The organism is Halocalculus aciditolerans, from assembly GCF_014647475.1.
Taxonomy (GTDB): Archaea; Halobacteriota; Halobacteria; order Halobacteriales; family Halobacteriaceae; genus Halocalculus; species Halocalculus aciditolerans.
The window spans coordinates 92007-115534 of sequence record NZ_BMPG01000004.1; the positions used below are offsets into that span (position 1 = coordinate 92007).

The window sequence follows — 23528 nt, forward strand, 5'->3', positions numbered from 1 at the left end:
GGCGATGACGGAGCAGCGGCCGCGTATCGAGTCGTACGTCGCCGAGCATCCGGGAGTCCACTTCTCGGCGCTCGCGGACGCGCTCGACCTCGCGAACGGCCAGGCGCAGTACCACCTCCACCGCCTCGTCAAAACGGACGAAGTCGAGCGCGCGGAGTTCTACGGGCGCACGCACTACTACCCGCCCGACTGCCCGTCGTGGGACCGCGCCGCGCTCGCGCTCGCCCGCCGCGAGACCGCGCGAGACGTCCTGCTCGTGCTCCTCGACGGCCCCGCGTCGCCGAGCGACGTGGCGGCGCGAATCGACGTCGCGCGGAGCACGCTCGAACACCACCTCGACCACCTCACCACGCACGACATCGTGCGGAAGGACCGCGGCGACGCGGGCCGCGTGACGCTCCGCCTCGTCCACCCCGACGAGACGCGGCGCGTGCTGGAGACCGTCGACCCCTCGCTCGCGGAGCGGTTCGTCGACCGGTTCATCCGCCTCGTCGACAACGCCCTCGACCCATGACGCCCGCGCGGAGCGCGTCGGCGCGCGTCCCGCGACTCGCCGCCCTCCTCCTCGCGCTTCTCGCCGGGCTCGTCGTCACCGTACAGCCGGTGTCGGCGCACGCGCTCTCGGGCACGCGGTTCGACGCGCCCGTTCCGCTCACCCTCCTCTACGCGGCCGCCGCCGTCACCGTCCTCGTCACCGCGCTCGCCGCGACGCGCCTCGTCACCACCGACGCCCGCGAGCGGACCAGAAAGCTGCTCTCTCCGCGCGCGACCCGCGTCCTCGTTCGCGGCGCGCAAGCCCTCGCCCTCCTCGTCTTCGCCGTCGCCCTCGCCCAGGGCCTCACCGGCCGCCAGGTCCGCGCGGAGAACGTCGCCACCCTCCTCGCGTGGGCCGTCGTCTTCGACGGTCTCGCCCTCCTCGCCGCCCTCCTCGGCTCCCCCTGGCGCGTCCTCGCCCCCTGGACCGCTATCTACGACGGCCTCGCCGCCCTCGAAGGCCGCGACCCCACACTCCTGAACGTCGACGCCGACCCGTCCGCCGAACCGGGTCAGCGCGTCCGCCTCGCCAGCTGGCCCGCCCTCGTCGCCTTTTTGCTTCTCATCGGGGTGTTCGAGAACCTCACCGTCCTCCCCGAGTCGCCCGCGCGAACGGCGGTCCTCCTCGCCGCCTACGCCCTCGTGATGCTCGGCGGCCTCCTCCTCGTCGGCCGCGACTGGCTCGCGCACGCCGACCCCATCGGCGTCTTCCTCGACCTCGTCGCCCGCGTCGCGCCCCTTCGCGTTGCCCGCGACGACGACGGCGCGCTCGCCGCCACCCTCCGCGCGCCCTGGACGGCGACGAGCGAGCCCGTCGCCTCGCTCGGCCGCGTCGCCTTCGTCGTCGCCGCCGTCTACACCATCAGCTTCGACGGCTTCACCTCGACGCCCGCCTTCCGCGGCCTCCTCTTCTGGAGTACCGACGTTCCGGAGATTCCCTACGGCGTCGCCGGCGTCGCCCTCTACCTCCTCGGCTTCGCGCTCTTCCTCGCCGTCTTCGCGCTCACCGCCCGCGCCGCCGACGCCCTCGGCGGCCGGAGCGACACGCGCGCCGCCGCGCGACGCCTCGCCCCCACCGTCCTCCCCATCGCCGTCGCCTACGAGTTCGCCCACTACGGCGCGTACGTCACCACGAGCGCCGCCCGCCTCCTCGAAGTCGCCCTCGCCGGCGTCGGCTACGCCCTCGAACTCGCGCCGCTCGCGGGCGTGAGCGTGCAGGCCTACTGGACGTTCGAAGTCCTCGTCATCGTCCTCGGACACGTCGTCGCCGTCCTCGCCGCCCACCGCGCCGCGCTCGCCCGCTACGACGCCAGCGCGCGCCGCGCCCACCTCCCCCTCACCGTCCTCATGGTCGCCTACACCGTCGTCTCACTCTGGATCATCTCCCAGCCCGTCGTCGCCTGATCAGTCGTCGGCGGCGTCGCCCATCATCGCCAGCACTTCCTCGCGAGAGACGAGTTCGTCGTCGCCCGTGCGGAGTTCGTGCTCGCTCGCCGCGATCTGTTTCCAGCCTTCACGGGAGAACTCGGGGTGTTTGACCGCATCGCGCGCGGCGTACCGGAGGAACTCGCTCCGGGAGTTGAATCCCTGCTCCTCCCAGGTCGCGTCGATATCGTCTAAGAACGCCTGCGTGAGGCGGAGATTAATCTGGACGGTCTCCGGTCCGTCGTCGCCGGATGGACTCTCTGCACCGGACATGATATACAGGTGCTTTACGCGCGCATATTGATAAGCGTTCCCTCGACCTCGACGCTGAGCACAACGAGCGGTCAGAGAGTTCGCGCTCAGGTGAGCGGCTGGTAGTAGGGGAGTTCGAAGTGTGGGACGTGGACGCCGAGGAGGGCGAGGCTGTGGGCGATGGGCATCCAGGCGAGGAGGAGGAAGGCAAGGCCGAGCGCGCGGTGGAGGCGGGTTCGGGTGGCGGCGTCGACGGAGCCGAGGACGGTGGCGTAGAGGAAGACGGCGGGGACGGTGCCGAGGCCGAGGGCGGCGAGGGCGACGACGCCGGTGAGCGGGTCGCCGCGGGCGAGGGCGTAGAGGAAGGCGGGATAGATGAGGGGACAGGGGAGGAGGCCGTGGAGGAGGCCGAGACCCACAATCCGGGAGGAGCCGGCCCAGGCGTCGACGCGCGTGGAGAGGGTGGCGACGTGGCGGTCGAGGGGCGTGGAGACGTGACCGAGAAGGCCGGGGCGGCCGGAGAGGTAGGCGAGACCCGTGGAGAGGACGAAGCCGCCGACGAGGAGGCCGGTGACGGCGCGGAGCCCGGTGCCGGCGGCGAGGACGACGTCGACGGTCGAGTAGGCGGTCGCGCCGAGGAGGCCGAAGAGGCCGCCGATGGCGGCGTAGCTGGCGGTGCGGCCGAGGTTGAAGAGCGCGTGTTGGCGGAGTTCGAACCAGGTGGGGGCCGAGTCGTCGGTGGCGAACTGGCGGGTGTAGGCGGTGACGAGGGGGCCGCACATCCCGATGCAGTGCGCGCCGCCGAAGACGCCGATGAGGAGGAAGACGCCGAGTTCGACGCGACCGGCGGTGAGCGCGCCGCCCGCGTGGAGCGGGAGGAAGAGCGGGGAGAACGCGGAGGACGGCGGGAGCGAAGAGAACGCGAAGAGCGGCGGGGCGAGCGGGGGTGTCACTCGCCGAGGGTTCGGTCGGGCATCTCGATGAAGGCGGTTTCGTAGCCTTCGTGGCGGGCGAACTGGGGCGGGGTGTCGACGTGGAGGGTGACCGCTCGCGGGGGTGCGTCGAGGACGACGCCGTAGTGGGAGCCGAGGGCGGGGTCGAGGGTTTCGGTGAGGTCGCGGGTCTCACCAGCGATGGTGGCGGAGAGGCCCATGCGGGGGAGCGGGTAGCGGTTGTAGGGCGTTCGGGGGGAGACAGCGAGGTAGGACTGTGAGTCGCTTCCGCCGAAGCGGGTGGCGTCGTCGAGGACGGTGGCGACGACGACGGCGTCGCCGGTGCTGGCGGAGCCGAGAGCAGTGCCGGGGAGCGCGGACGGCGCGGGGGCGCGACTGCTGGGGAGCATCCCCATCTCCATGTGGTCGACCGCGCCGCGCGTCCCCTGCTTCTCGGAGAGGCGAGTGAAGGAGACCTCGTTGAGCTTTCTGGTGCTGTAGTCGAGGGTGAAGTCGAAGGAGAGCGACGGCGGGTTTCGGAGCGCGCCGGTACGGCGAGTAGCGGGTTCGCCGACGTCGACCGTGACGTCGTAGGTGCCGTCCCCGGGGAGGGAGACGTTGTCGCCGAAGTGCCAGCCCATCGGCTGGGAGAGCATCGGCCACGGGCGATTCGACACGACCTCCTCGCCGTCGCGCATGGCGGTGACGTTCAAGCTGACGTCGGTGAGCATCCGCCCGGACGCTGCGTGCCAGACGACGGGCATGACGTGCATCGTGTCGTCGTCGGCGATTTCGACCGTATTCGTGTGGGTGCCGGTGAGGAGCCAGAAGCGATGCGGGTAGGTGTAGGCGAACGCGCAGGCGTACCCGGATGCTTTCGCCATGCCGCTCATCTGCATTCCTTCGACGTGCGTCGGGTAGTAGACGGCGTCCGGGCGGTCCTCGACGAGCGGCGGGGCGGCGCGCTGGCTCGGTCGGAGGTCGAAGAGGTCCGTGCAGCCGGCGAGGCCGGCCGCGCCCGCGGCGGAGAGCGCGCCGAGGAGTCGGCGTCTACGCATCGAGACCCTCCGGAGTGGGGAGCGCGCGAATCGAGCGGGGCGGAACGAGGTAGTTGCCTCGGTGCGTGACGTCGATGTACTGGAGGATGCCGTTGTTGTTGCGCTGGCCGACGGGCGTGGACTCGGCGAGGTCGGTGCCGTTCATCGCTTCGCGCGTCCGCACGAACTCGTCGATGGTGCGCTGGAAGGAGAGGAAGTGGAGGCCGGCGTGACCGCCGTCGGTGGAGTCGAAGTCGCGGCGGAGGAGGAGCGGGCGGTCGTTCTCGCGGAGACTGAACAGCTTCTGGGCGTGGCCGACGAGGCCGTCTTCGTTCGCGGCGTCTTCGGCGGGTTTGGCCTGGTCCATCGCCGCGTCAGTGCCGAGGTTGTCGCCGACGCCGTCGACGACGCCGTGTTTCGCGTGGTAGGGGGCGAACATCTTGCCGACGCGCTGGTAGCGGTCGTCCTGCTCGTACCACTGCCCGAGGTCGAGCGTCATGTGGGAGGCGTGGAGGGTCGTGCCGCCCGCGAAGGCCCCCTCGGGGATGGTGACGCGGTCCTCGGGGGCCTGCGTCTGCCGGTAGTCGGATTTGAACCCCATGTAGAGCGGGGCGTCCTCGGGAACGGGCTCGGAGTCGGGGACGCCGTCGACGTCCTGGTGGGCGGCGGGCTGGCCCGCGCCCTTGAAGCCCGTGCGCCGCGTCGCGACCGAGAACACCTCGGTGAGCGCGCCCGCGACGTCGACGCCGTTCAGCGTCTCCGCCTCGCCAGTGAGGGCTTCCTCGGCGGCGAGGAGGACGTGGCCGTGGTCGCTCGCCAGGTAGAGCACCGCGTCGGGCGTGTCGAGGACGGGGTCCTCGAAGGACGCCAACGCCTCGGGCGCGGGAAGCTCGACGCCCGATAGTTCGGCGTCGAAGCGCTCGAAGTACGCGGGCGAGTACGCCATCGCCGAGAGCAACCCAGTATTACTCCACGCGTACGCCCGGTCGAGCGTCCCGAGCGCGTTTGCGACGGTCTCCCGTTCTCCCTGCGTCGGCGTGCCGTCGCCGTCGTAGTCGAAGAGTAAGAGGAGGCGGTGCGTCGGCGGCGCGGCGTTCCCCGCGTCGTCCCGCGCGAGAGAGTCGCCCCACGCGTGCTGGCGCTCGGGAACGCTCGAAACGTCCCCCGTCGGCACGTCCGGATTCTCCGTCCGGTCCAGACACGCAGAAAGCGCGCTCGCGCCCCCGATGGCGACCGCGGCCTTCACGAACGACCGCCGGTCGAGCCCCTTTCCCCGATGCATATACACACTGCTTCGAGACGGCCCCGTTACGGCGTTCTGGTACACCCATCGAACAGAGCGAAAACAAATATCCAGCACCATAGATATATGTTCTATCCGCCCGTAGCTAGTAGTATGTCCGAGAGGGGGAACGAGAACACACAGTCGTCGATGACACGCGGAGAGCGCGTCCGCGCAGCAGCCCGCACGCTACGTACGCCCCGGACCGCCTCTTGGGTCGCCGACGAGACCGGCGTCTCAGTCAAGACCGCCCAGAAGTACCTCGACCAGCTCGTCGAAGACAACGTCCTGCGGCGAATCGAACAGGGCGACCAGACGTGCTACTGCGTCGATCAGCTCATGGCGACCTATCGCGAAATCGCCGCCCTCCAGCGTGAACACGACCGGGAAGCGCTTACGTCCGCGCTCGAATCCATGCGTGAGAAGATTACGGAGTGGCAGGTCTCGTACGACGTCGAAACCCCGGGCGAGCTCCGTGCGAGTATCGCCGACCTCGACGACGCCGAGGAAATCGAAACGCGCCGAGAGACGGCCGCCGAGTGGGAGCACCTCGACGAGCGCATCCCCGTCGTTCGCGCCGCCCTCACCGAGTACGACTGGGCGAGCGAGCACGACACAATCCCTGTCTGATGGGGCTCTCCGGGACAATCGACACCTCGGTCTACGAAGGGGTCAAAGACATCCTGCAGCGAGATCCACGGATTACGCGCGTCACGTATGAGCCTGACAGTATCGTCAAGCGGTTCCTCCGCGCGAAAATCGACCCATCCCGAGTCAGTCCACCGACCGGACCCGAACCACCGACGCTTGACGTCGAGTGGCGCTTCACCTCGAACGACGAACAGTACCGGATTCACTACGCAGACCCGAACACCGGATTCACCTGCGGGTGGCATCGCGACGACGACCACCCTGCACTCGGCCCGGTTCACTTCCAGTACGAGAGCGCACGCAGCGAGTCGAGCGACCACCAGCGCGCTCAGTTCGAGAACGCCGTCCCGACGGAGGTACTCTGGACCGCACTCGACCGCCTGTTCGACGAGAAAATTCCGGAGCTCGCGCAAAGCTGACGAGCGTTCACAGCCGACGAACCCGATTCTCAGATGTCGGAGAGAGCCGTTTCGACGCGTGCACCAGAACCGTGTAGGCGGCAGCACAGAAAGTGTCCGTATGAGCGATGTCTCTCGCGGTCGCGGGGGAGGGGAGTTCGATGGGTAGGCCGCGGCCGGCGTCACGACTGCTCGCGCTCGCCGGCCTCGGTATCGTGCTCCTGAGTGGCGTGCCGACGGCGGCGGCGCACGGCGGCGGCCACTACCTGCCGGGCGTCCACCAGTGGTACGCGCTCGTCCCGCTCCTCGGCGGGCTCGGCGTCGTCGCCGCGGGCGTCTTCCTGCGACGCAGCGACTACGCCGTCGGCGTCGGCCGGCTCCTCACCGTCGTCTTCTTCGGACTGGTCGTCGCCGCGTTCGGCGCGGTCGCGCTCGTCCAGCTCTCGCCCGTGCTCTCCCTCAACGTGAGCCAGCGACCGCTCACGTCCGAGACGCTCACGGCGTTCCGCCTCATCGCCGGCGTCGCCGTCATCGCCGGGAGTTTCGCTGTCGGCCGCCTCCGCTGGCCGGAGCGACCGCGCTACGCCGTCCTCGGCGTCCTCCTCGGCGCGTGGGTCGTCTACCCCGCCGCCTTCGACAACCTCGGCCTCCAATCCTCGGTGAATCCCGCGGGCTACGTCCTCTTCGCGAGCGTGCTCGCCGGCGTCGCCTACATCGCCTACCGGGACGCGCGCCACGCGCTCGCCGCGCTCGCCGCGGACCCGCTCGCGCGACGCTTCGGCGTCGCCGTCGGCCTCCTCGCCGCCGTCTTCTTCATGTTCTCTGCGGGCATCCTCATCATCTTCCCCGACCCCACTGGAAACATCTCGTGGGCGCACTCCTTCGTCCGCGTCCTCCCGGTCAAAGACCCGCTCGTCTACTGGCCCGCCGTCGAGTTCTGGTTCCCCAGCCTCCCCCTCACCGGCTACCTCTCTCTCGGCATGATGGCGCTCGTCCTCTCGCTCGCCGCGCTCGTCGGCGTCAACGCCGCCATCGTCGCCTACCAGTGGCACTGCCGGGACGACGCCGGATTCAACGGCGCGGCCGGCGCGGCCGCCATCGCCGCGCCGAACGCCTGCTGTTGTTGCGGCCCCGTCCTCTCCCAGCTCGCCGTCGTCGCCCTCGGCCCCACGGCCGCGATGCCCTTCTACTGGCTCTTCATCGACGTCTCCTCGCCCTTCGGCGTGCTCTTCTTCGCCGCGAGCTTCGCGCTCCTCCTCGGGAACCTCGTCCGCTTCGCGAACGCCGTCACGCCCACCGTCGCCGACGCCGCACCGAACGCCGCGGACGCGCCAGCCTGAGTCGAAACCCGCGGGCGTCGCCTCCTCACCAACCACTATGCGCGTTCTCGTCGACGTGCCGGTATGGACGTGCTCCTGCTAGGTGCGAGCGGCCGAATCGGCGTACGAACTGCCAGCGAACTCACCGCGCGCGACCACTCCGTCACGGGCGTCTCTCGAAGCGGAACCATCGACGGCGTCGACGACGAGGAGGTCGTTCCCATCGCCGGCGACGCCACGAGCGCGAGCGACATCGCGAAGCTCGCCACCGCGCACGACGCCGTCGTGTCGACGCTCGGCCCGAGCGGCGACGAGAACCCCGACGTCCTCGTCGAGATGATGAACGCCGTCATCGACGGTCTCCGCACCGCGTCAGTCGACCGACTCGTCTGGACGGGCGGCGCAGGCGGCCTCAACGTCGCCCCCGAAACCAAACTCGTCGACACCGACGAGTTCCCCGAGGAGTGGGAGCCGCTCGCGCGCGCCGCCATCGACGCCTACGGCGTCCTCGAAGACGCCGACGACCTCCGGTGGACGTATCTCGCGCCCGCCGCGGTCATCGAGCCCGGCGAACGCACCGGCGACTACCGCACGAACGAAGGCGAACTCGTCACCGACGACGACGGCGACAGCTACGTCTCCATGGAGGACTTCGCCATCGCGCTCGCCGACGAACTCGAAACCGGCGACGCCATCCACACGTACACCGGCGTCGGCTACTGACCGCGCGCTACAGCCCTTCCACGGGAACGCGAAACCACACGCTGAACCACGAGCCCGTGACGAGCGAGAGAGCGCGGTCGACTACTCCGTCTGCGTCTCGGTGAGACCTTGGAGGTCGTACTCGTTCCCGGTGGCGACTTCGAGGAGGTCTTCGAGGAAGCCCGCGAGCTCGGGGAGAACGCGGACGAGGCCGAGCGTGATGGCGACGAGAACGACGAGTGAGAGCGACTGGGCGATGATGCGGTCGGCGACGATGTAGGAGACCATGTACTGGTCGACGCCGAAGACCGGGCGGATGAGAGCCTGGAAGAACGGCCCGGCGAACCACTGCTCGCCGTTCGAGAGCGCGATGAACGCGACGCGGAGGACGTTCAGCGCGTAGATGATGGGGATGGCGACGCCGAACGCGATGGCGCGGCGGCGGAGCGGCGCGTCGACGGCCGCGATGAGCCCCGTCACCACCGCCATACTCCCGACGCCCGTGCACGCGAGGAGCACCGTCGTCACGTAGCGCTGCTCGGGCGTCACCATCAGGAAGCTATCGTTCGGGATGTTGTACGTGATGATCTCGGGGTCGTAGCCGAGCGTGTGCAGGATCCAGTCGACGTGCGCGACGATGGCGTGCACGCCGACGACGTGCAGGTAGCGTACCGTCAGGAAGGGCAGGTAGACGATACCCATGACCGCGATCGCCTTCTGCAGCGTCGCCATCCCGTTCCGGCCGTTGTACGCGAGGTACGCCGCGTAGAGACAGCCCGGAACGGCGAGCGCGCTCAACACGCCCTCGATGGGCGACGCCTGCACGAACGCGAAATGGTCGATCAGCAGGCCCCAGAACACCGCGAAGGACGCCCAGGCCGCAACCGACACGTAGCGAGCGACCGCCTCACGTCGACCCGCGAGCACCACCGAACCCACGAACAACGCGATGACGACCCACGCGAGCCGGTCAGTCAACGCGAGAGACATTGCCCGATTCTTCGCGCCGTACCCGGAAAGCGATGACGGTCACCGCCCGATCGGCGTCGACACTGTCGGCGCACGGAACGCCACCGCCTCATTCCCTGAATGTCCCGTCGAATTCGGCGACGTCCTCGGCCGATTCAGCGCATCCGACACCGAATCGCCGATACGGACGCTGGAGTCGACAGCGAGCGATACAGGAGTAACGGACCGTGGGACGCCGAACCCGTGAACTCGAACCAGCCCGTCTCTCATCACGACGACACTCGGGCCTCTGCCGAAGCCAAGCGGTGTCGTGTCTACTGCCGCCGTCCGATAAGCATGACGAGTACGAGTGCCATTAGGCCTGCTGTAACCTCGAAACCGGGTGTCGTCGTGCTCGTGGTCGTATCACTCGTGGTTGTATCCCTCGTGGTCTCGGTCGACGTCGACGTTGTCTCCGCTTCCTCCGTGGTGCTCTCGTTCGCCAGACTCACAGCCGTCTCATTGGGCGTCTGTTTCGTTCCGTTCGCAGTGAAGTTTACCGTTCCCACGCTCTGATTCGTCACGTTCACCGTCTGATTCGTCGCATTCACCGTCTGATTCGTCGCGTTCACCGTCAGATTGGTGGTCGTCGTTTGATCGCTATGATGGCTGGAGCTGCCGCTATTTCCGTTACCGTGGTCGTCTTCCTCGTTTCCGTCCGTCGAATCGGTCTCGGTTCCATCACCCCACGACTCAGGATGGAGAGCCTTCGCGAGGGTCGTAATCGGCTGAACGACGCGGGGTGCAGGCTGGTTCAAATAGTTGTTATCGAGAACCACAACGTTCCCGTTCTTCACCGCGTCAGTGCTGTTGTACGCCGAAGTTTTCGGAACAGACGGATTCTGACTATTCCGTACGATCCACTCGGGGTTCTGCTGAACAATGACCTCACTACTAATCTCCTTGTATCCAGTGATTCCTGCCTCAGCGGCGACGTTCGTCCCGCCAGCGAGCGTGATGATGTTATCGATGAACGTCTCGCTCCCGGCAGTGTACCCGTAGAAGGTGTAGAGGACGCCTGGCCGGTCAGTTCCGGAGGTCGCTTCATCGACGGTGGCGAGCCGAGATTCCATCGTGGAAACGGTCTCACTCGCTCCGTCGCAGTTCCCGGTGAGGCGGCCCGTCGCGTGAGTTTGCTCCTTGATATCCGCGATACTCTCCGCGGCCTCATAGTGGTAAACGGTAAGTCCGGAGTCACGGAGCGTACCCACGGTCTCGTCTGAAATCGTATCAGGGGCGAGGACCAAGTCTGGTTCGAGGGAGACGACCTTCTCTTGGTCGACATAGCTCATCCCGGATCCGGACACGTCTGCTTTCTCGCTCGCGCCGTCAAGATAACTCGCAGATCCCGTCACCCCCACAACGCGGTCCGCAGCACCAATCTCCCAGACAATCTGCGCCGCACTCGGACTAAGCGTCACAATACGTTCCGGGGGCGTATCCATCGTGACGACCGTTCCTGTCGCATCGGTCTCCGAGACCGGATACTCACAGGTCGTCTCAATCGGGCTTGCCCCGCTAGATGTCGTCGTCGACGTCGTTGTCGTCGATGACGTACTGGTCGTCGTCGTTGACGTCGATGTCGTCGTTGACGTCGTTGTCGATGACGTGCTGGTCGTCGTCGTCGATGTCGTCGTCGTGGTCGTTGTCGTTGCAGTGTTCCCCGCCGCGGCAACGGGCCCAGCGGTAACCGCTTCCGGTCCACTTGCGCCTGTCGCTCCGACCGAACCAGTGATTCCCCCACTGAACACTGAGCCAATGACCACGAAGGCGAGAAGAAGGGCTCTAAGTCTCACATCTCTACGAGAGACTTGATAAACAAAAGTTTATCTAAGACAAGTTTAGTTGTGGGTCGGGTTTGAGAGACTCAATAACGGAGTATCGCCACGCAAGCGGAGTGCTGCAGTGCTCACTCCCGGGTTTTCGGTGACCCATTCAGAGGCACGGCATCGCAGGAGCTAACGCTGCTCGGTGTAGCGCGCCAAAGAAAAACCGAAGCCGCGTGTGACCGCTATCGGCGGTCAGTCGTAGTTAGTTTAGTTGTCGCGGCGGAGCGCGATGAGCGCAGCGCCGAGGAGCGCGATGAGACCAACAGCAACGCCGAAGCCGGGCGTGCTGGTAGACGTCGTCGTGGACGTCGACGTCGTGCCGCTGGACGTCGTCGTCGTGGACGTCGTCGTGGACGTCGTCGTGGACGTCGTCGTGGACGTCGTCGTGGACGTCGTGGTCGTGCTCGTGCTCGTGCCAGCGTCTTCAACTACCATACCGTCAACGTCGTCAACGTCCTCGGAGAGGGCGTTGATGGAGACGGTGAAGTTGGTGCCGACCTGCGTGTCGCTGAAGTCGAAGTCGCCGGCGAAGGTGCCGTCAGCGGTCGCGTTGACGGAGGAGTCCGTCTTGATGAACGGGTTCTGGTCAGAGTCCGACTGCGCGCGGATCGTGAACTCGTTGCCAGGCGCCCAGTTCGTCGTACCGCTGATGGTCTGGTTCGCTGCGGGCTCGACAACGATCGTGTCGTTGTCGTTCGTGTCGAAGGACGTGTCAGCGTCTTCGACGCTGAAGTCCGTGTTAACGTGCTTGAGCTTCTTGGAGATCTTGCTCTCCTTCGGGATCGTGACGTTAACTTCGTACTCGTCTTCAACTTCGACGTCGTTGCCACCGTCGAACGTCTCAGCGGTGGACGGTTTGAACGCGACGAAGAGCGAGTTGTTCTTCTGGTCAACGACGGTGTTCGCAGTAGCCGTGACGTTGATGACCTTGTTAGGCGCGTTCGGAGCGGGGTTCGTCTGCGTGACGTTGATGACGAACTCGCTGTTCGTCACGTCAAGCTCGCTGCCACCGTTGGAAGTTGCCTGAAGGTCCTGAAGGTCCTTGCTTTCGAGCGCGCCGAAGAAGCCGCTACCTTCGATCTGAAGGACGACGAGGTCGCTCGTGGATTCGTCCTCAACCTTCGTGATGGAGGAGTCCTCGACGAGCGTCTCGTTGTCGATCGCCGAGTAGACGTCGGCCTTCTCGTCGAGCGTGGTGTCGCTCGCAGTCGTCCACGTCGTGACACCCGTCAGGGAGCTGGACTGGACGAACAGGGAGCCGAGTGCGTCGGGCGAGTCGAACGTGTTGTTGTAGTCGTCGATGTCGTTAGCGTCGGTGCTCGTGTTGGTAGTGACGCCAATGTCGTAGCCGTCACTGCTGGTCGCGAGGAGACCATCGAGGTCGCCCTCCTCGTAGACGTTCGAGAGCTTGTCGTCGCTCGTGACGGAAAGGACGTCGCCACCGCTGGTGGACAGGTTCTGCGGGTCGTCACCAGCGTTGTAGGTGTTGAACTGGACGTACACCTTGCCGTCATCGTTGTCGTCGACGATCGTACCGGCGATCTTGTAGTTCGCGTCATCGGAACCGACCGAGACGTGAGCGGTGTCCGTATTCTGCAGGTTGACCGTGATGTTCGCGACGTCACCCTGACCGACCGTGTAGGTGCTCGGGCTGAGGCTGACCTTCTCGTCGCCAGCTTTCTTCACGTTGAGCGTGTCCATGTCCTCAGCGGACGTGTCGGTCACGTCGAACGTGAAGTTGTGTTCGCCCGTCGGCGTCTTCGGGCTGGAGTCCTGCGCGTTCAGCGTGTAGGAGACGTCGTTGCTACCGGAGATGACGAGGATGTCATCGCTGGAGTACTGGTCCTCGGTGACGTCCGAGTACGCGCTGCTCGGGAAGAGGTTTTCGAGGTCAGTGTAGTCCATTCCGCTCGCGGAGACGTTAACCGCGTAGTCACCGCGGTTGGAGTCGAGATCGAGGTCGACCGTCTCTCCACGCGTGACGTTGTCGCTGTCGAAGGACGCGGAGAAGGACTGGGTTGCGACCTCCCAGGTCGTGGCACCAGCGTTACTGAAGGTGGAGCCAGCGCTCCCGCCCGAGATCTGGACGTATTCGCCGTTAGGAGCTTCGATGACGTAGTCACCGTCGAGTTCGGACGTGCCAAGGACGTAGACACCGTCGTCACCCGTGGTGAACTGGGTCGCCAGGCCGCCGACGACCTCGTCGCCAGCGTCGTAGCTACGAACCTCGTAGGTGGCGTCAGCCTGACCGCTGAAGTAGAGGTCCTGGCCCTGCCAGAACGTCGTGTTCGTGTCGAGCTTGTCGTCGAACTCGTAGTCGCCCTGGTTCGGCGCGTTGACCGAGATGGAGCCGAGCTGAGCGTTGTTCACGTCGTCACCGTTCTGGTCGGTGATGTCAGCCGTGATAGCAACGTTCGTGTCAGTGTTCACGTTGGGGTACTGAATCGTGGCACCCTCAACGGTGATGTCGGCGTCGACGTTGGAGCTAGAAGGCTGAACCTCGAAAGCGATGTCGCCATTGTTGGTGACGAAGCCGCTCTTGGAGGTGCCAATGCTGGAGGCGATGTTATTCACGCTCGTGAACTCAGCACCGTTGCTGAGCGAAAGCGTGACGTTAACCGTGCCACCGCTATTGGCGCTGTTCAGATTCGGTGCTGTGAATGCGATATCGTGCGTCACCGACGCTCCAGAGTTAACGGGAGCAGACGGGCTGATGTTGACATCCGTCGGAGAGTTCGCAGCAGCGGCGCCACCGGAGAAGGCGACGACGCCCGCGAAGACGGACACAACCATCAGCGCGGTGAGGAACACCGCACGCGTTTTGGTATTAGTGTCGTTTGTCATTGTTGAGTTCTGGTTCGACGTCCACGTTGGTCGCGCTCGACCGCACGAGCGATACTGAACGCTTCAGTCATGGGTAGGGGTACATCACAATCAACAGTAGTCACGGGTAAATACTTTGTGCAGGGATTCGGCGCGAAACGCCCGAAATCGTGCGAAAGAGACCCACACGCGTGATTGGGTGTGAATCGGGTTCTGCGTCGGCCTCAGCGGGCCAGGAGACGCAATTACCGAGTTCGGTTGGCGAGTGATTTCGACGTCGAAGTTCCTGTAAGAATCGTCGGGGAGACGGGTTCTGTCGTCCGTGCGCGCACAGAACCCTGCGGGTTCGAGTCAGCGGTAGATGACGAGGTAGGTGATGATGAAGATGAGGGCGGCGACGCCGACGACGTTCTCTGGGGTGAAGGTCCAGTAGCCGGCGTAGTCCGCGCCGTAGACGACGACGGTGGCGTAGATGGTGGAGAGGACGAGGTTGAGGAGGAAGTGGACGCGGCGGTCGCCGGACTGAGCCATAGGGCGAGAATACGGGCAGGGAGAGTTAAAGCTACCTCCGGCTGGCGCGCGGGCTGTCACCGAGGTGTGGGGTGTGGCGCTCGCGGACGCGAACGGTGAGGGCGTGTTCGGTGGTGTCGTCGACGAGGAGGGCGTCGCCAGTGTCACGGGGGAGTCGGTGGAGGGCGGTTTCGTCGAGGGTGGCGGGGGCGATGTCGCGGAGTGCCTGGCGGTCGGCGCGACTGGAGAGGTGGTGGGCGAGGAGGAGGTCGGCTTGCGCGCCGGCGACAGGGGGGAGCGTGCTGGGGCGTTGGGTGGCGAGGACGAGGCTGACGCCGGGTGCGCGCCCGCGCGTGAGGAGGCTGTGGAGGGCGGGGGCGGCGGTGCCGCGAAAGGGGACGTGGGCTTCGTCGACGAGGAGCCAGGGGAGGCGGTCGAGGTCGGTGGTGACGGCGTGCTCGTAGAGGGCGCGGGCGAGTGCGCCGACGACGGCGTCGCGGGCGGCGGGGGCGAGGCGCGTGCAGTCGAGGACCGTCACGGCAGAACCGAGAACGTCACCGAGGGCGGCGTCGGCGTCGAAAATGTTCCAGTCGGCGGCGAGCGCGAGGTGGTTCCGTGCCGCGCGAACCCCGGGCGCGTCGGGTCTGTCGCGTGCGGCGAGGAACGACCGCATCTCGTGGAGCGAGTCGGCGTCGCTGGCGGCGCGCCAGACGAGCGAGCCTGCAGAGGAGTCGGTGTCGAGGCCGAGGAGTTCGGGCCACTGCGCGGGCGGGACGGCGCTCGCGGGAATCCGGGGTTCGATAGTGCGGGCGGAAACGCCGTCGGGGAGGCCGCAGAGCGCGCCGAGCGGGTCGACGACGACGCCGGTGACGTCGCTCGCGCGTGCGAGACCTTCAGCGATAACCCCGAGCGTGTGGGATTTCCCCGTGCCCCGTTTCCCGAGGACGAGCGCGGCGTGCGGTCGGTCGAGGTCCAGCCCGACGGGCGCGCCGGCGGAGCCGTCCCGCGCGAGGTAGTGGCCGAGCCGAACGCTCGGCCCGTGCTCGTCCGCGTGCCGTCCGATGACGTCCATAGCGGAGAGTCGCCGCGCGCTCTCGTTTGAACCTTCGTGCGAGCGTTCAAATACGAACGGGCGGCCAGTCCGGGTCATGGACCTCAGACTCAGCGAACTCCGCGGCGACGAGCGCGCCATCGAGGGTCTCCCCGTGCGGCTCGTGGTGGCGTTCGTCGTCGGCGTCGCCTGCCTCTCCGTGATGCTCAACCTCGTCTCGGGCGTGAACACGCTCGCGGCGAGCGAACTCGGCGCGCAGCCGACGCCCGACGTCGTCCACCCCGGGAGTCGGGAGCTCGACGTCCGCGCCGTCGACGCGAACGGCGACCCCGTCGCGGGCGTCACGGTCGTCCTCAAACCCGGGACCGCCCGCCTCGACGACGGCATCGCCGTCGCGAAGACGAACGAGAACGGCGTCGCGTCCCTCGATGTCACACCGCGACTCCGCGCGAACCAACAGGAGGGAACGCTCGACGTCACACTCAAGCCGCCGAGCGGCTCCTACACCGACAACCGACAGAACACGGGCGTGCTCGTCGTCGAGGGGTAGGTCACTCCACTCCTCGTGGAGGCGTTCGACTCGCTCCCGAACCCGGTCGAGGACGGTGAACAACACGTCGAGATAATGTGGGTCGAGCGGCGACGGTTCGGCGTCGCCGGCATCGGGCGGCGGATGGAAATGCGTGCGCGGTGCGGTCGTCTTCGGATGCCGGTCCCACCGACACTGGAAGCGACCGTCGTCGTCTCGCTCTTCGACGTAGTGAACGGAGTAGTCGCCGGCGTCGAACCAGCGAATGTCGAGCCGGGCGGCCGTGACGGAGGTCGAATACGCACCAGCAGTGAGCGAAACGCGGAGAACACGGGGGGAAAGATTCGACGGGTCGAACGCCCAGTCGTCGACGAGTGGGTGAGTCGCGGCGCGCTGGGCGAGCGTCTGGAGTGTCGGGACGTCGAGGCGGCCCTCGGGGAGGGCGTCGGTGTCGTCGGACATCCGGGGTCGCTATGCGGACGCCGATTCGCCGGTTCGGCCGTCGGCGTCCCGCTCGGCCCGATGAATCGCTTGCTGGAGGATTTCGAGGTGGTCGCGGACGCTCCGCCAGCGAGTCAACGCGTCCCACCGGTCGTGAACGTCTTCGTGGTCGATATCCTCGAATGTCGCCGGCGAAATTGCGTCGGGGCTCGGGGCGTCGAAGCGGTCTTGGAACGACTGGTCTTCCGCAAGTAGCGCATCGACTTCCTCACGGAGGTCTGCCGTGGAGTGTTCGCGTGCGAGCGTTTCGATGCGTTTCCAGCGGAAGTAGGAGTCGTTACGCCGGTATTCGGCGGGACGAGTACCGCGGCGTTCGGCGATTCCCATTTCGACGAGCTGCGTCAACGCCGAGCGCGCACCGTCCGTCGAGCAGTCGGCGCGCTCGCCGATCGTTTTCGCGCTCGCGAAGTCGGTCGTTCCGGTGACGACGTCGTACGCTGGAACGTGGTTCGATTCGCGTCCCACCGCGCCCGCGCACCGTCACCCGTCTCTGTCCCGTCACTCATACGCGGATAGTCGGCGGCTATGTCGATATATCGTTCTCCCGGTCGTAAGATATCTGCTTAGAGCGCGAGTCGTCGAGGGGCGTCAGTCCCAGTCGATCCAGTCGTGCTCCCAGCCGGGGCGTTTCTCCATGGCGCGTTCGGCGTGCTCGACGTCCTCGCGGTGGGTTCGGTTGCGGATCGGGACGCCGGTTTGTTCGCCGTCGACGAGGAGCGGGGCGAAGGTGGCGGGGCCGCGGTCGTCCACTCGCGTGCCCGCGCGGTCGTAGACTGCGAGCGTCTGCTCGCCCGCCCCGTCTCCGGTCGGGAGGACGAGTCGGCCGTCGTCGGTGAGCTGGCGGCGGAGGCGGTCGGGCGGGGCGACGGCGGCGGCTTCGACGAGGATGCGGTCGAAGGGCGCGTAGGCGTCGAGGCCCTCCGCGCCGTCACCCTGGTCGACGAGGACGCCGCCGTACCCGGCCGTATCGAGGTTGGTTCGGGCGTCGTAGACGAGTCGGCGAGAGATATCGATTGCGTGTACGTGTCTCGGGCTCGTGAGTTCCGCGGCGACGGCGGCGGTGTAGCCGACGCCCGCGCCGACGACGAGCACCGAGTCGTCCTCGCGGACGTCGAGCGCCTCGAAGAGCCGCCCGACCGTCGCCGGGGACAGCACGCGCGTTCCCTGGTGTTCGAAGGAGCGGTCCGCGTACGCGCGGTGCGGGACGTCCGTCTCGACGAACTCGTGGCGCGGGACCGACCGCATCGCGTCGCCGAGTGTTCGAGAGCGGACGACCCGCTTCGTGTCGTGTTCGAGGCTCGCGACCATGTCCTCTCGCACCGCCGCGTACTCCATACCGTCTCTCAGAGCTACAGCGTCTTGAAGGCTACCCGACCGTGGAGCGGCAGAAATATAGAGAGGAGAGAGCGGCGTGTCAGGACTTCAGGGCGTGCTCAGGGGTAGATGAGGACGGTGCCGAATTCGGTTTCGATGACGGCGACTTCCTCGCCGGACTGCGCGCGGAACTCCTCGTCGATGGTGACCCAGTCGGCGTCGAGTTCGAACTCCTGGCCGTCGTTCTCGACGGTGATCGTATCTCCTGTGTCTTTCTGGGCTTGGATGACGCTCGGGTCGGCCTCTTGGAGGGCTTGGATGACGAGGCCGGCGTCGCCGCGGAACTCGGGGCCGATCTCGGACTCGTCCGCGTCGACGTCGACGGGTTCGAGTTCGACGTCGGGGCGGCCGTCGGCGACGCGGACGGGCGCGTTGATGGTCTCGGAGAGGTCGTAGGTGTCGACGCTCGGGGCGTCGGGGAAGTCGAAGTAGACCTCGACGCGTTCGAGGTCGGCGTTGAGCGGGTAGCCGTTCGCGGACTTCCACGCGCGGACTTCGCTCGCGGTCTCCGCGATGTAGTCGCCTCGCGCTTCGGCGTCCTCGTCGTGGTAGTCGAGGGCGGGCCAGTCGGCGTTGTGGACGCTGCCGTCTGCGCCGGGGAGGTAGGTCCAGATCTCGTCGGTGAGGTGGGGGCTGAACGCGGAGAGCATGCGGACGCTCGCGGACACGGCGGTGTAGAGCGTGTAGCGGGCGGCGTCGCGCTCGCCGGGCCGACCGTTGTAGAGGCGTCCCTTGGCGAGTTCGACGTAGTCGTCCGCGAGGTCGTCCCAGACGAACTCGCGGAGTTCGCGGAGCGCGGCGTCGAAGCGGTAGGCGTCCATCTCGGCTTCGACGGTGCTGGCGACGCGGGAGAGCTTGGAGAGGATCCACTTGTCGGCGTCGCGGAACGCGGGGTTCTCGATGTCTGGGGTGTCCTCGTCGAAGTGGCCGCTCGCGAACTTGAAGATGTTCCAGAGCTTCGTGAGGAAGCGAGAGGCGGATTTCGCTTCCTTCCACTGGAACTGGACGTCCGCGCCGGGCTGTCCGCCGATGGCGAGCGCCTGACGGACGGCGTCGGCGGAGTACTCCTCGACGGCTTCGTCGGGCGCGACGACGTTCCCGCGACTCTTACTCATCTTATTTCCATCAGGACCGAAGACCATGCCGTTGACGAGGATGGTCTCCCAGGGCGGCTGTTCGGTGAGGCCACCCGTCCGCAGGAGGGTGTAGAACGCCCAGGTGCGGATGATGTCGTGGCCCTGCGGGCGGAGGCTGACGGGGTCGAAGTCGTCGAGGTCGACGTCGCCGGGCCAGCCGGAGATGTGGAGCGGCGTGATGGAGGAGTCCATCCAGGTGTCCATGACGTCGGTCTCGCCGGTCCACTCGGCGCTCCCGCATTCGGGGCAGTCGCCGACTGCGGGCGGTTCCTCGGTCGGGTCGACGGGGGTCTCCTCAGAGTCCGCGATGTGCCAGTGCCCGCAGTCCTCGCACTGCCAGGCGGGGATGGGGGTGGCGAAGACGCGCTGGCGGGAGATGACCCAGTCCCAGTCCATGCCCTCCGTCCACTCGACGAGGCGGGCGTGCATGTGGTCGGGAATCCACTCCACGTCGTCGGCGAGGTCGAGGACGCCCTCCTTGTCGACTTCGACGAACCACTGGTCCTTCGAGAGGATCTCGATGGGCGTATCGCAGCGCCAGCACGCGCCGACGGACTGCTCGGTGGGTTCGGTGTCGTTCAGGTAGCCCTCGTCGTCGAGGTCGGCGGCGATGGCCTCTTTCGCTTCGTCGATGGTGAGGCCGGCGTACTCGCCCGCACCGTCGTCGAGGTGGCCGTCCTCGGTGAAGACGGCGCGGAGGTCGAGGTCGTACTCCGCCCACCACGTCACGTCCTGTTTGTCCCCGAAGGTACAGATCATGACCGCGCCGGAGCCGAAGTCGGGGTCGACCTCGTCGTCCGTGATGAGTTCGACCTCGTGCCCGAAGAGCGGCACCTCGAACGTGTCGCCTTCGCGGCCCTCGTAGCGCTCGTCGTCGGGGTGGACGGCCATCGCCACGCAGGCGGCCATGAGCTCGGGGCGCGTCGTCGCGATTTCGACGTCGTCGTTCCCGACGCCCGGGAACGTCACGTAGTGGAGCGTCCCCTCGCGCTCGATGGGTTCGACCTCGGCGTCCGCGATGGCGGTCTCGCAGCGCGGACACCAATTAACCGGGTGTTCGTCCCGGTAGACGGCGTCGCGGTCCGCCATCTCCACGAAGGACTCCTGGGTCTTCCCCCAGTAGTCGGCGTCCATCGTGCGGTACTCGGCGTTCCAGTCCTGACTGAACCCGAGCTCCCGCATCGTCTCCTTCATCGACGCGATCTGCGCCTCCGTGTGCTCGACGCACATCTCGCGGAACTCGTCGCGCGGGACGTCCGTCCGCTGAATACCGTGGTTCTCCTCGACTTTCACTTCGGTCGGGAGGCCGTGGCAGTCCCAGCCCTGCGGGAAGAGGACGTCGTCGCCCTGGAGGCGGTGGAAGCGCGCCGCGAAGTCGATGTAACTCCAGCCGAGCGCGTGCCCGATGTGGAGTTCCCCCGTCGGGTACGGCGGCGGCGTGTCGATGATGTACTGGGTGTCCGGGTCGGTCTCGCCGTCGAAGGCGTAGACGTCGCTGTTCTGCCAGTCGTCCTGGAGTCGAGGCTCGAGTTCGTCGGGTTCGTAGGCGTCGGGAACGTCAGTCATGGATTGTCGTGGTCGTCGCTGTCGGTCGTGTCGCGGGTCGTGGCGCGCGTGAGAAACGGACGTACAGTGTTCCGATGACTCGGTCGTCGCGTCGAGTCGGAGCGGGGGTTACACACGTACTACGGCGGCAGCGACGCACATACCCGCAGGGTCGACTGGCGCGCGTAAAAAACTTCCCGTCCGACCCGTTCGTTTAGGCCTGCCGAAAAACCGGTGGCTATATGGTGTTTAGGGCAACCTAAACGAGTATGGACCGACGGACCTTCCTCGGCGTCGGCGGCGCGGCGCTCGGCGCGACGCTCGCCGGCTGCTCGGGCAGCGGCGGCGACACCACGACTAGCTCGACCACCAGCCAGACGACGACCACGACCACGCAGACCACGACGGAAGACGCCTCGTACACCGTCTCGATGGCCCCGATGGGCGACGTCACCTTCGACAGCGTCCCCGAGACCTGGGTCGCGAACAACGGGAGCTACGCCGACATGGGCGTCGCCCTCGGCGTCGACGAGCCGAAGGCGCTCTGGCTCGCGAACCGCTGGCACACGAACTACTACGACGGTATCGACGGCGTCTCCGCCGACAAGAGCGACACCATCTCTCTCTATCAGGACGGCGTGTCGAAGGAGCGCTACTACGCCCTCGACGCCGACGTCCACGTGCAGGACCCGAACTTCCTGATGAACCGCTTCAAGGGCTGGTCGGAGGCCGACGTCGACGAGGTCGCGGAGAACATCGCGCCGTTCTTCGGGAACGCCAGCTTCTCTCGGACCTACTCCTGGCACGAGGACTACCAGTACTACACGCTCTACGAGGCCTTCGAGAAGGTCGCCCAGCTCTTCCAGCGCACCGACCGCTACGAGGCGTTCGCGAGCCTCCACGAGGACGTCCAGTCGAACCTCGACTTCGTCCCGACGAGCGAGTCGGAGCGCCCGCGCGTCGCTATCCTCTGGCCGACGTCGAGCGAACCGACCTCCTTCTACCCGTACCTCGTCGGCGACGGCACGAGCTACAAGCAGTGGCGCGACCTGAACGTCCGCGACGCGCTCGCCGAAACCGACGTCCAGGACTTCCACTCCGGCCGCGGCGAAGTCGACTACGAGACCCTGCTCAAAGTCGACCCCGACGTCCTCCTCCTCCGCGCCAACGAGTCCAAGACCGCCGCCGAGTTCGAGGACTCCGTCGTCGCCTTCATGGAAGAACACGAGACGGCGAGCGAACTCACCGCCGTGAAGAACGGCGACGTCTACCGCGGCGGCCCGCTCTACCAGGGCCCCATCGCGAACCTCGTCCTCACCGAGCGCGGCGCACAGCAGCTCTACGGCGTCGAAGACGAGCTCTTCGACCGCGGGCGCGTCGCCGACATCGTCAGCGGCGACATCTAACCACCGGCCGTGTCGCCGTGACCCGGTCGGCGGGCGGCGACGCTCCCACGACAGGCCCCTGCATGCGTCTTCGTTCTCCGACCGCAATGGATTTAGGTAGCCCTAAACGATATAGTGGTGATGGACGTGGCGTCGCGAACACCAGAGACTCGACCGCGGAGGACACCGTGACCTCCGAAGAGACGAGTACCGCGACACGCGACGGCCACCCCTTCGTCGACCCGCGGAACCAGCGCCTCGCCGGTCTCGTCGTCGGCAGCACGCTCATCGTACTCGTCGGCGCATTCATTCAGGTGTCACAGGGCTCCTACGGGACGCCCTTCGGCGTCACCTACCACGTGCTCACGAACCCGCACATCCTCTTCAACCCGGACGTCTGGGCGGCCTTCTTCACCGGGAGCGACCTCCCCGAGTGGTTCAGCCGGGACGCCCTCATCATCTGGAGCCTCCGGATGCCGCGCGTCTTCGTCGCCGCGCTCGTCGGTGTCAACCTCGCGATCTCCGGCGCGATCTTCCAGGCAATCACGCGGAACGAGCTCGCGAGCCCGTACGTGCTCGGCGTCTCCGGCGGCGCGGGCCTCGCCGTCCTCGTCACGCTCGTCTTCTTCGCGAGCGCGACCTACGTCCTCCCGTTCGCCGCCGCGGTCGGCGGCGCGCTCGCCTTCCTCCTCGTCTACGCCATCGCCTGGAAGCGCGGCACGAGTCCCGTTCGCCTCGTCCTCGCCGGCGTCGTCGTCGCCACCGTCTTCCAATCCCTCCAAACGGGATTATTCTACTTCCTCGACAGCACCGGCGCGGTGAAGACCGCAATCGCGTGGACGACCGGCTCGCTCACCGGCGTCGGCTGGCAGCAGGTCCGCCTCGTCGCCCTCCCGACGCTCATCGTTCTCCCCGTCGCCGTCGCCGCTGCCCGCCACCTCAACGTCCTCCTCCTCGGCGAGAAGACCGCGCGCTCCCTCGGCATGAGCGTCGAACGCATCCGCTTCGGCCTCTCCGGCCTCGCCATCCTCGCCGCGGCCGCCGCCGTCTCCGTCGCCGGCCTCGTCGGCTTCGTCGGCCTCGTCGTCCCCCACGTCGTCCGCACCGTCGTCGGGAGCGACTACAAACGCCTCGTCGTCGGCTGCATCTTCGCCGGCCCCGCCCTCATGGTCGCCGCCGACGTCATCGCCCGCCTCGCCCTCAACCCCGTCCAGGTCCCCGTCGGCGTCGTCACCGGCGTCATCGGCGGCCCCTACTTCCTCTACCTCATGCGACGCCACGAAGACTTCAGCGCCCTCTAACCAC

At 66.9% G+C, this 23528-nt stretch carries 22 protein-coding genes and 1 pseudogene; 10 read left to right on the forward strand and 13 right to left on the reverse strand.

Going from position 1 to position 23528, the window contains the following annotated elements:
- The first annotated feature begins 4 nt into the window (after positions 1 to 4).
- A complete protein-coding gene (locus tag IEY26_RS14065; protein WP_188980042.1) occupies positions 5 to 514 on the forward strand; it encodes a winged helix-turn-helix transcriptional regulator in 510 nt (169 codons plus the stop codon).
- On the forward strand, positions 511 to 1938 hold the full coding sequence (locus IEY26_RS14070) for a hypothetical protein (protein WP_188980044.1): 1428 nt from the start codon (positions 511 to 513) through the stop codon (positions 1936 to 1938). Before IEY26_RS14065 ends, IEY26_RS14070 begins: the two co-directional genes overlap by 4 nt.
- Here the strand turns inward: IEY26_RS14070 and IEY26_RS14075 are convergent, their stop codons facing one another.
- From IEY26_RS14075 to IEY26_RS14090, 4 genes are all read right to left on the reverse strand, one after another.
- Positions 1939 to 2232 carry a ribbon-helix-helix domain-containing protein gene (locus tag IEY26_RS14075; protein ID WP_188980046.1) on the reverse strand — a complete coding sequence of 98 codons (294 nt, stop codon included), beginning with the start codon at positions 2230 to 2232 and terminating at the stop codon, positions 1939 to 1941.
- 86 nt (positions 2233 to 2318) lie between these two features.
- Positions 2319 to 3164, reverse strand: coding sequence for a sulfite exporter TauE/SafE family protein (locus IEY26_RS14080; RefSeq protein WP_188980048.1), 846 nt, complete (start codon positions 3162 to 3164; stop codon positions 2319 to 2321).
- A complete protein-coding gene (locus IEY26_RS14085) occupies positions 3161 to 4201 on the reverse strand; it encodes an iron transporter (RefSeq protein ID WP_188980050.1) in 1041 nt (346 codons plus the stop codon). Before IEY26_RS14085 ends, IEY26_RS14080 begins: the two co-directional genes overlap by 4 nt.
- Entirely contained in the window at positions 4194 to 5462 is a 1269-nt protein-coding gene (locus IEY26_RS14090) for a DUF7405 family protein (RefSeq protein ID WP_188980052.1), read from the reverse strand. Before IEY26_RS14090 ends, IEY26_RS14085 begins: the two co-directional genes overlap by 8 nt.
- A gap of 114 nt (positions 5463 to 5576) precedes the next feature.
- Between IEY26_RS14090 and IEY26_RS14095 the strand changes: the two genes are divergently transcribed.
- The 4 genes from IEY26_RS14095 to IEY26_RS14110 all read left to right on the forward strand — a co-directional run bounded on the left by IEY26_RS14095 (position 5577) and on the right by IEY26_RS14110 (position 8553).
- Positions 5577 to 6092, forward strand: a complete 516-nt coding sequence (locus IEY26_RS14095) for a DUF7342 family protein (RefSeq protein ID WP_229774147.1) — start codon at positions 5577 to 5579, stop codon at positions 6090 to 6092.
- On the forward strand, positions 6092 to 6532 hold the full coding sequence (locus IEY26_RS14100) for a hypothetical protein (protein ID WP_188980054.1): 441 nt from the start codon (positions 6092 to 6094) through the stop codon (positions 6530 to 6532). Before IEY26_RS14095 ends, IEY26_RS14100 begins: the two co-directional genes overlap by 1 nt.
- A gap of 140 nt (positions 6533 to 6672) precedes the next feature.
- Positions 6673 to 7851: a hypothetical protein gene (locus IEY26_RS14105; RefSeq protein WP_229774148.1), complete on the forward strand. Its 1179-nt coding sequence runs from the start codon at positions 6673 to 6675 to the stop codon at positions 7849 to 7851.
- A 63-nt stretch (positions 7852 to 7914) separates the two neighbouring features.
- The gene (locus IEY26_RS14110; RefSeq protein WP_188980058.1) at positions 7915 to 8553 is read left to right on the forward strand and encodes an NAD(P)-dependent oxidoreductase; all 639 of its coding nucleotides are present in this window, start codon (positions 7915 to 7917) and stop codon (positions 8551 to 8553) included.
- Positions 8554 to 8634: 81 nt separating this feature from the next.
- On the opposite strand, the gene artA is transcribed toward IEY26_RS14110, so the two are convergent.
- Positions 8635 to 9522: an archaeosortase A gene (gene artA, locus IEY26_RS14115; protein ID WP_188980060.1), complete on the reverse strand. Its 888-nt coding sequence runs from the start codon at positions 9520 to 9522 to the stop codon at positions 8635 to 8637.
- Between the two features lie 293 nt (positions 9523 to 9815).
- Positions 9816 to 10985 (reverse strand): PGF-CTERM-anchored ABC transporter substrate-binding protein, encoded by a 1170-nt coding sequence (locus IEY26_RS14120; RefSeq protein WP_229774149.1) that lies wholly within the window; start codon positions 10983 to 10985, stop codon positions 9816 to 9818.
- Between the two features lies 1 nt (position 10986).
- Here IEY26_RS14120 and IEY26_RS17515 point away from each other — a divergent pair, with 1 nt between their 5' ends.
- A complete protein-coding gene (locus tag IEY26_RS17515; RefSeq protein WP_229774150.1) occupies positions 10987 to 11355 on the forward strand; it encodes a hypothetical protein in 369 nt (122 codons plus the stop codon).
- 221 nt (positions 11356 to 11576) lie between these two features.
- On the opposite strand, the gene IEY26_RS14125 is transcribed toward IEY26_RS17515, so the two are convergent.
- From IEY26_RS14125 to IEY26_RS14135, 4 genes and pseudogenes are all read right to left on the reverse strand, one after another.
- Positions 11577 to 13799 carry a DUF7827 domain-containing protein gene (locus IEY26_RS14125; protein WP_229774151.1) on the reverse strand — a complete coding sequence of 741 codons (2223 nt, stop codon included), beginning with the start codon at positions 13797 to 13799 and terminating at the stop codon, positions 11577 to 11579.
- Positions 13800 to 14144: 345 nt separating this feature from the next.
- A pseudogene (locus IEY26_RS17805) lies at positions 14145 to 14213 on the reverse strand (surface glycoprotein); the annotation flags it as partial.
- Between the two features lie 330 nt (positions 14214 to 14543).
- Positions 14544 to 14723 carry a hypothetical protein gene (locus IEY26_RS14130; protein WP_188980067.1) on the reverse strand — a complete coding sequence of 60 codons (180 nt, stop codon included), beginning with the start codon at positions 14721 to 14723 and terminating at the stop codon, positions 14544 to 14546.
- Positions 14724 to 14754: 31 nt separating this feature from the next.
- Positions 14755 to 15774 (reverse strand): ATP-binding protein, encoded by a 1020-nt coding sequence (locus IEY26_RS14135; RefSeq protein WP_188980069.1) that lies wholly within the window; start codon positions 15772 to 15774, stop codon positions 14755 to 14757.
- A gap of 76 nt (positions 15775 to 15850) precedes the next feature.
- Here IEY26_RS14135 and IEY26_RS14140 point away from each other — a divergent pair, with 76 nt between their 5' ends.
- Positions 15851 to 16303, forward strand: coding sequence for a DUF7382 domain-containing protein (locus IEY26_RS14140; protein ID WP_188980071.1), 453 nt, complete (start codon positions 15851 to 15853; stop codon positions 16301 to 16303).
- Between the two features lie 450 nt (positions 16304 to 16753).
- On the opposite strand, the gene IEY26_RS17840 is transcribed toward IEY26_RS14140, so the two are convergent.
- From IEY26_RS17840 to IEY26_RS14155, 3 genes are all read right to left on the reverse strand, one after another.
- The gene (locus tag IEY26_RS17840; RefSeq protein ID WP_449405269.1) at positions 16754 to 17248 is read right to left on the reverse strand and encodes a DUF7342 family protein; all 495 of its coding nucleotides are present in this window, start codon (positions 17246 to 17248) and stop codon (positions 16754 to 16756) included.
- Positions 17249 to 17371: 123 nt separating this feature from the next.
- On the reverse strand, positions 17372 to 18118 hold the full coding sequence (locus IEY26_RS14150) for a protein-L-isoaspartate O-methyltransferase family protein (protein WP_188980075.1): 747 nt from the start codon (positions 18116 to 18118) through the stop codon (positions 17372 to 17374).
- 98 nt (positions 18119 to 18216) lie between these two features.
- Positions 18217 to 20859, reverse strand: coding sequence for a valine--tRNA ligase (locus tag IEY26_RS14155; protein WP_188980077.1), 2643 nt, complete (start codon positions 20857 to 20859; stop codon positions 18217 to 18219).
- A 248-nt stretch (positions 20860 to 21107) separates the two neighbouring features.
- Between IEY26_RS14155 and IEY26_RS14160 the strand changes: the two genes are divergently transcribed.
- Together IEY26_RS14160 and IEY26_RS14165 are read left to right on the forward strand one after the other, a co-directional pair.
- On the forward strand, positions 21108 to 22244 hold the full coding sequence (locus IEY26_RS14160) for an ABC transporter substrate-binding protein (protein WP_188980079.1): 1137 nt from the start codon (positions 21108 to 21110) through the stop codon (positions 22242 to 22244).
- 167 nt (positions 22245 to 22411) lie between these two features.
- The gene (locus IEY26_RS14165; RefSeq protein WP_229774153.1) at positions 22412 to 23524 is read left to right on the forward strand and encodes a FecCD family ABC transporter permease; all 1113 of its coding nucleotides are present in this window, start codon (positions 22412 to 22414) and stop codon (positions 23522 to 23524) included.
- Positions 23525 to 23528 lie beyond the last annotated feature (4 nt).

What these genes read in the sequence shown, in the direction of transcription:
- IEY26_RS14105 (WP_229774148.1), top strand. Translation starts at nt 6,673, where the DNA reads ATGGGTAGGCCGCGGCCGGCGTCACGACTGCTCGCGCTCGCCGGCCTC.
- IEY26_RS14095 (WP_229774147.1), top strand. Translation starts at nt 5,577, where the DNA reads ATGTCCGAGAGGGGGAACGAGAACACACAGTCGTCGATGACACGCGGA.
- IEY26_RS14070 (WP_188980044.1), top strand. Translation starts at nt 511, where the DNA reads ATGACGCCCGCGCGGAGCGCGTCGGCGCGCGTCCCGCGACTCGCCGCC.
- artA (WP_188980060.1), bottom strand. Translation starts at nt 9,522, where the DNA reads ATGTCTCTCGCGTTGACTGACCGGCTCGCGTGGGTCGTCATCGCGTTG.
- IEY26_RS14120 (WP_229774149.1), bottom strand. Translation starts at nt 10,985, where the DNA reads ATGGATACGCCCCCGGAACGTATTGTGACGCTTAGTCCGAGTGCGGCG.
- IEY26_RS14150 (WP_188980075.1), bottom strand. Translation starts at nt 18,118, where the DNA reads ATGGAGTACGCGGCGGTGCGAGAGGACATGGTCGCGAGCCTCGAACAC.
- IEY26_RS14075 (WP_188980046.1), bottom strand. Translation starts at nt 2,232, where the DNA reads ATGTCCGGTGCAGAGAGTCCATCCGGCGACGACGGACCGGAGACCGTC.
- IEY26_RS14110 (WP_188980058.1), top strand. Translation starts at nt 7,915, where the DNA reads ATGGACGTGCTCCTGCTAGGTGCGAGCGGCCGAATCGGCGTACGAACT.
- IEY26_RS14090 (WP_188980052.1), bottom strand. Translation starts at nt 5,462, where the DNA reads ATGCATCGGGGAAAGGGGCTCGACCGGCGGTCGTTCGTGAAGGCCGCG.
- IEY26_RS14130 (WP_188980067.1), bottom strand. Translation starts at nt 14,723, where the DNA reads ATGGCTCAGTCCGGCGACCGCCGCGTCCACTTCCTCCTCAACCTCGTC.
- IEY26_RS14160 (WP_188980079.1), top strand. Translation starts at nt 21,108, where the DNA reads ATGGACCGACGGACCTTCCTCGGCGTCGGCGGCGCGGCGCTCGGCGCG.
- IEY26_RS14135 (WP_188980069.1), bottom strand. Translation starts at nt 15,774, where the DNA reads ATGGACGTCATCGGACGGCACGCGGACGAGCACGGGCCGAGCGTTCGG.
- IEY26_RS14155 (WP_188980077.1), bottom strand. Translation starts at nt 20,859, where the DNA reads ATGACTGACGTTCCCGACGCCTACGAACCCGACGAACTCGAGCCTCGA.
- IEY26_RS14085 (WP_188980050.1), bottom strand. Translation starts at nt 4,201, where the DNA reads ATGCGTAGACGCCGACTCCTCGGCGCGCTCTCCGCCGCGGGCGCGGCC.
- IEY26_RS14065 (WP_188980042.1), top strand. Translation starts at nt 5, where the DNA reads ATGACGGAGCAGCGGCCGCGTATCGAGTCGTACGTCGCCGAGCATCCG.
- IEY26_RS14140 (WP_188980071.1), top strand. Translation starts at nt 15,851, where the DNA reads ATGGACCTCAGACTCAGCGAACTCCGCGGCGACGAGCGCGCCATCGAG.
- IEY26_RS14100 (WP_188980054.1), top strand. Translation starts at nt 6,092, where the DNA reads ATGGGGCTCTCCGGGACAATCGACACCTCGGTCTACGAAGGGGTCAAA.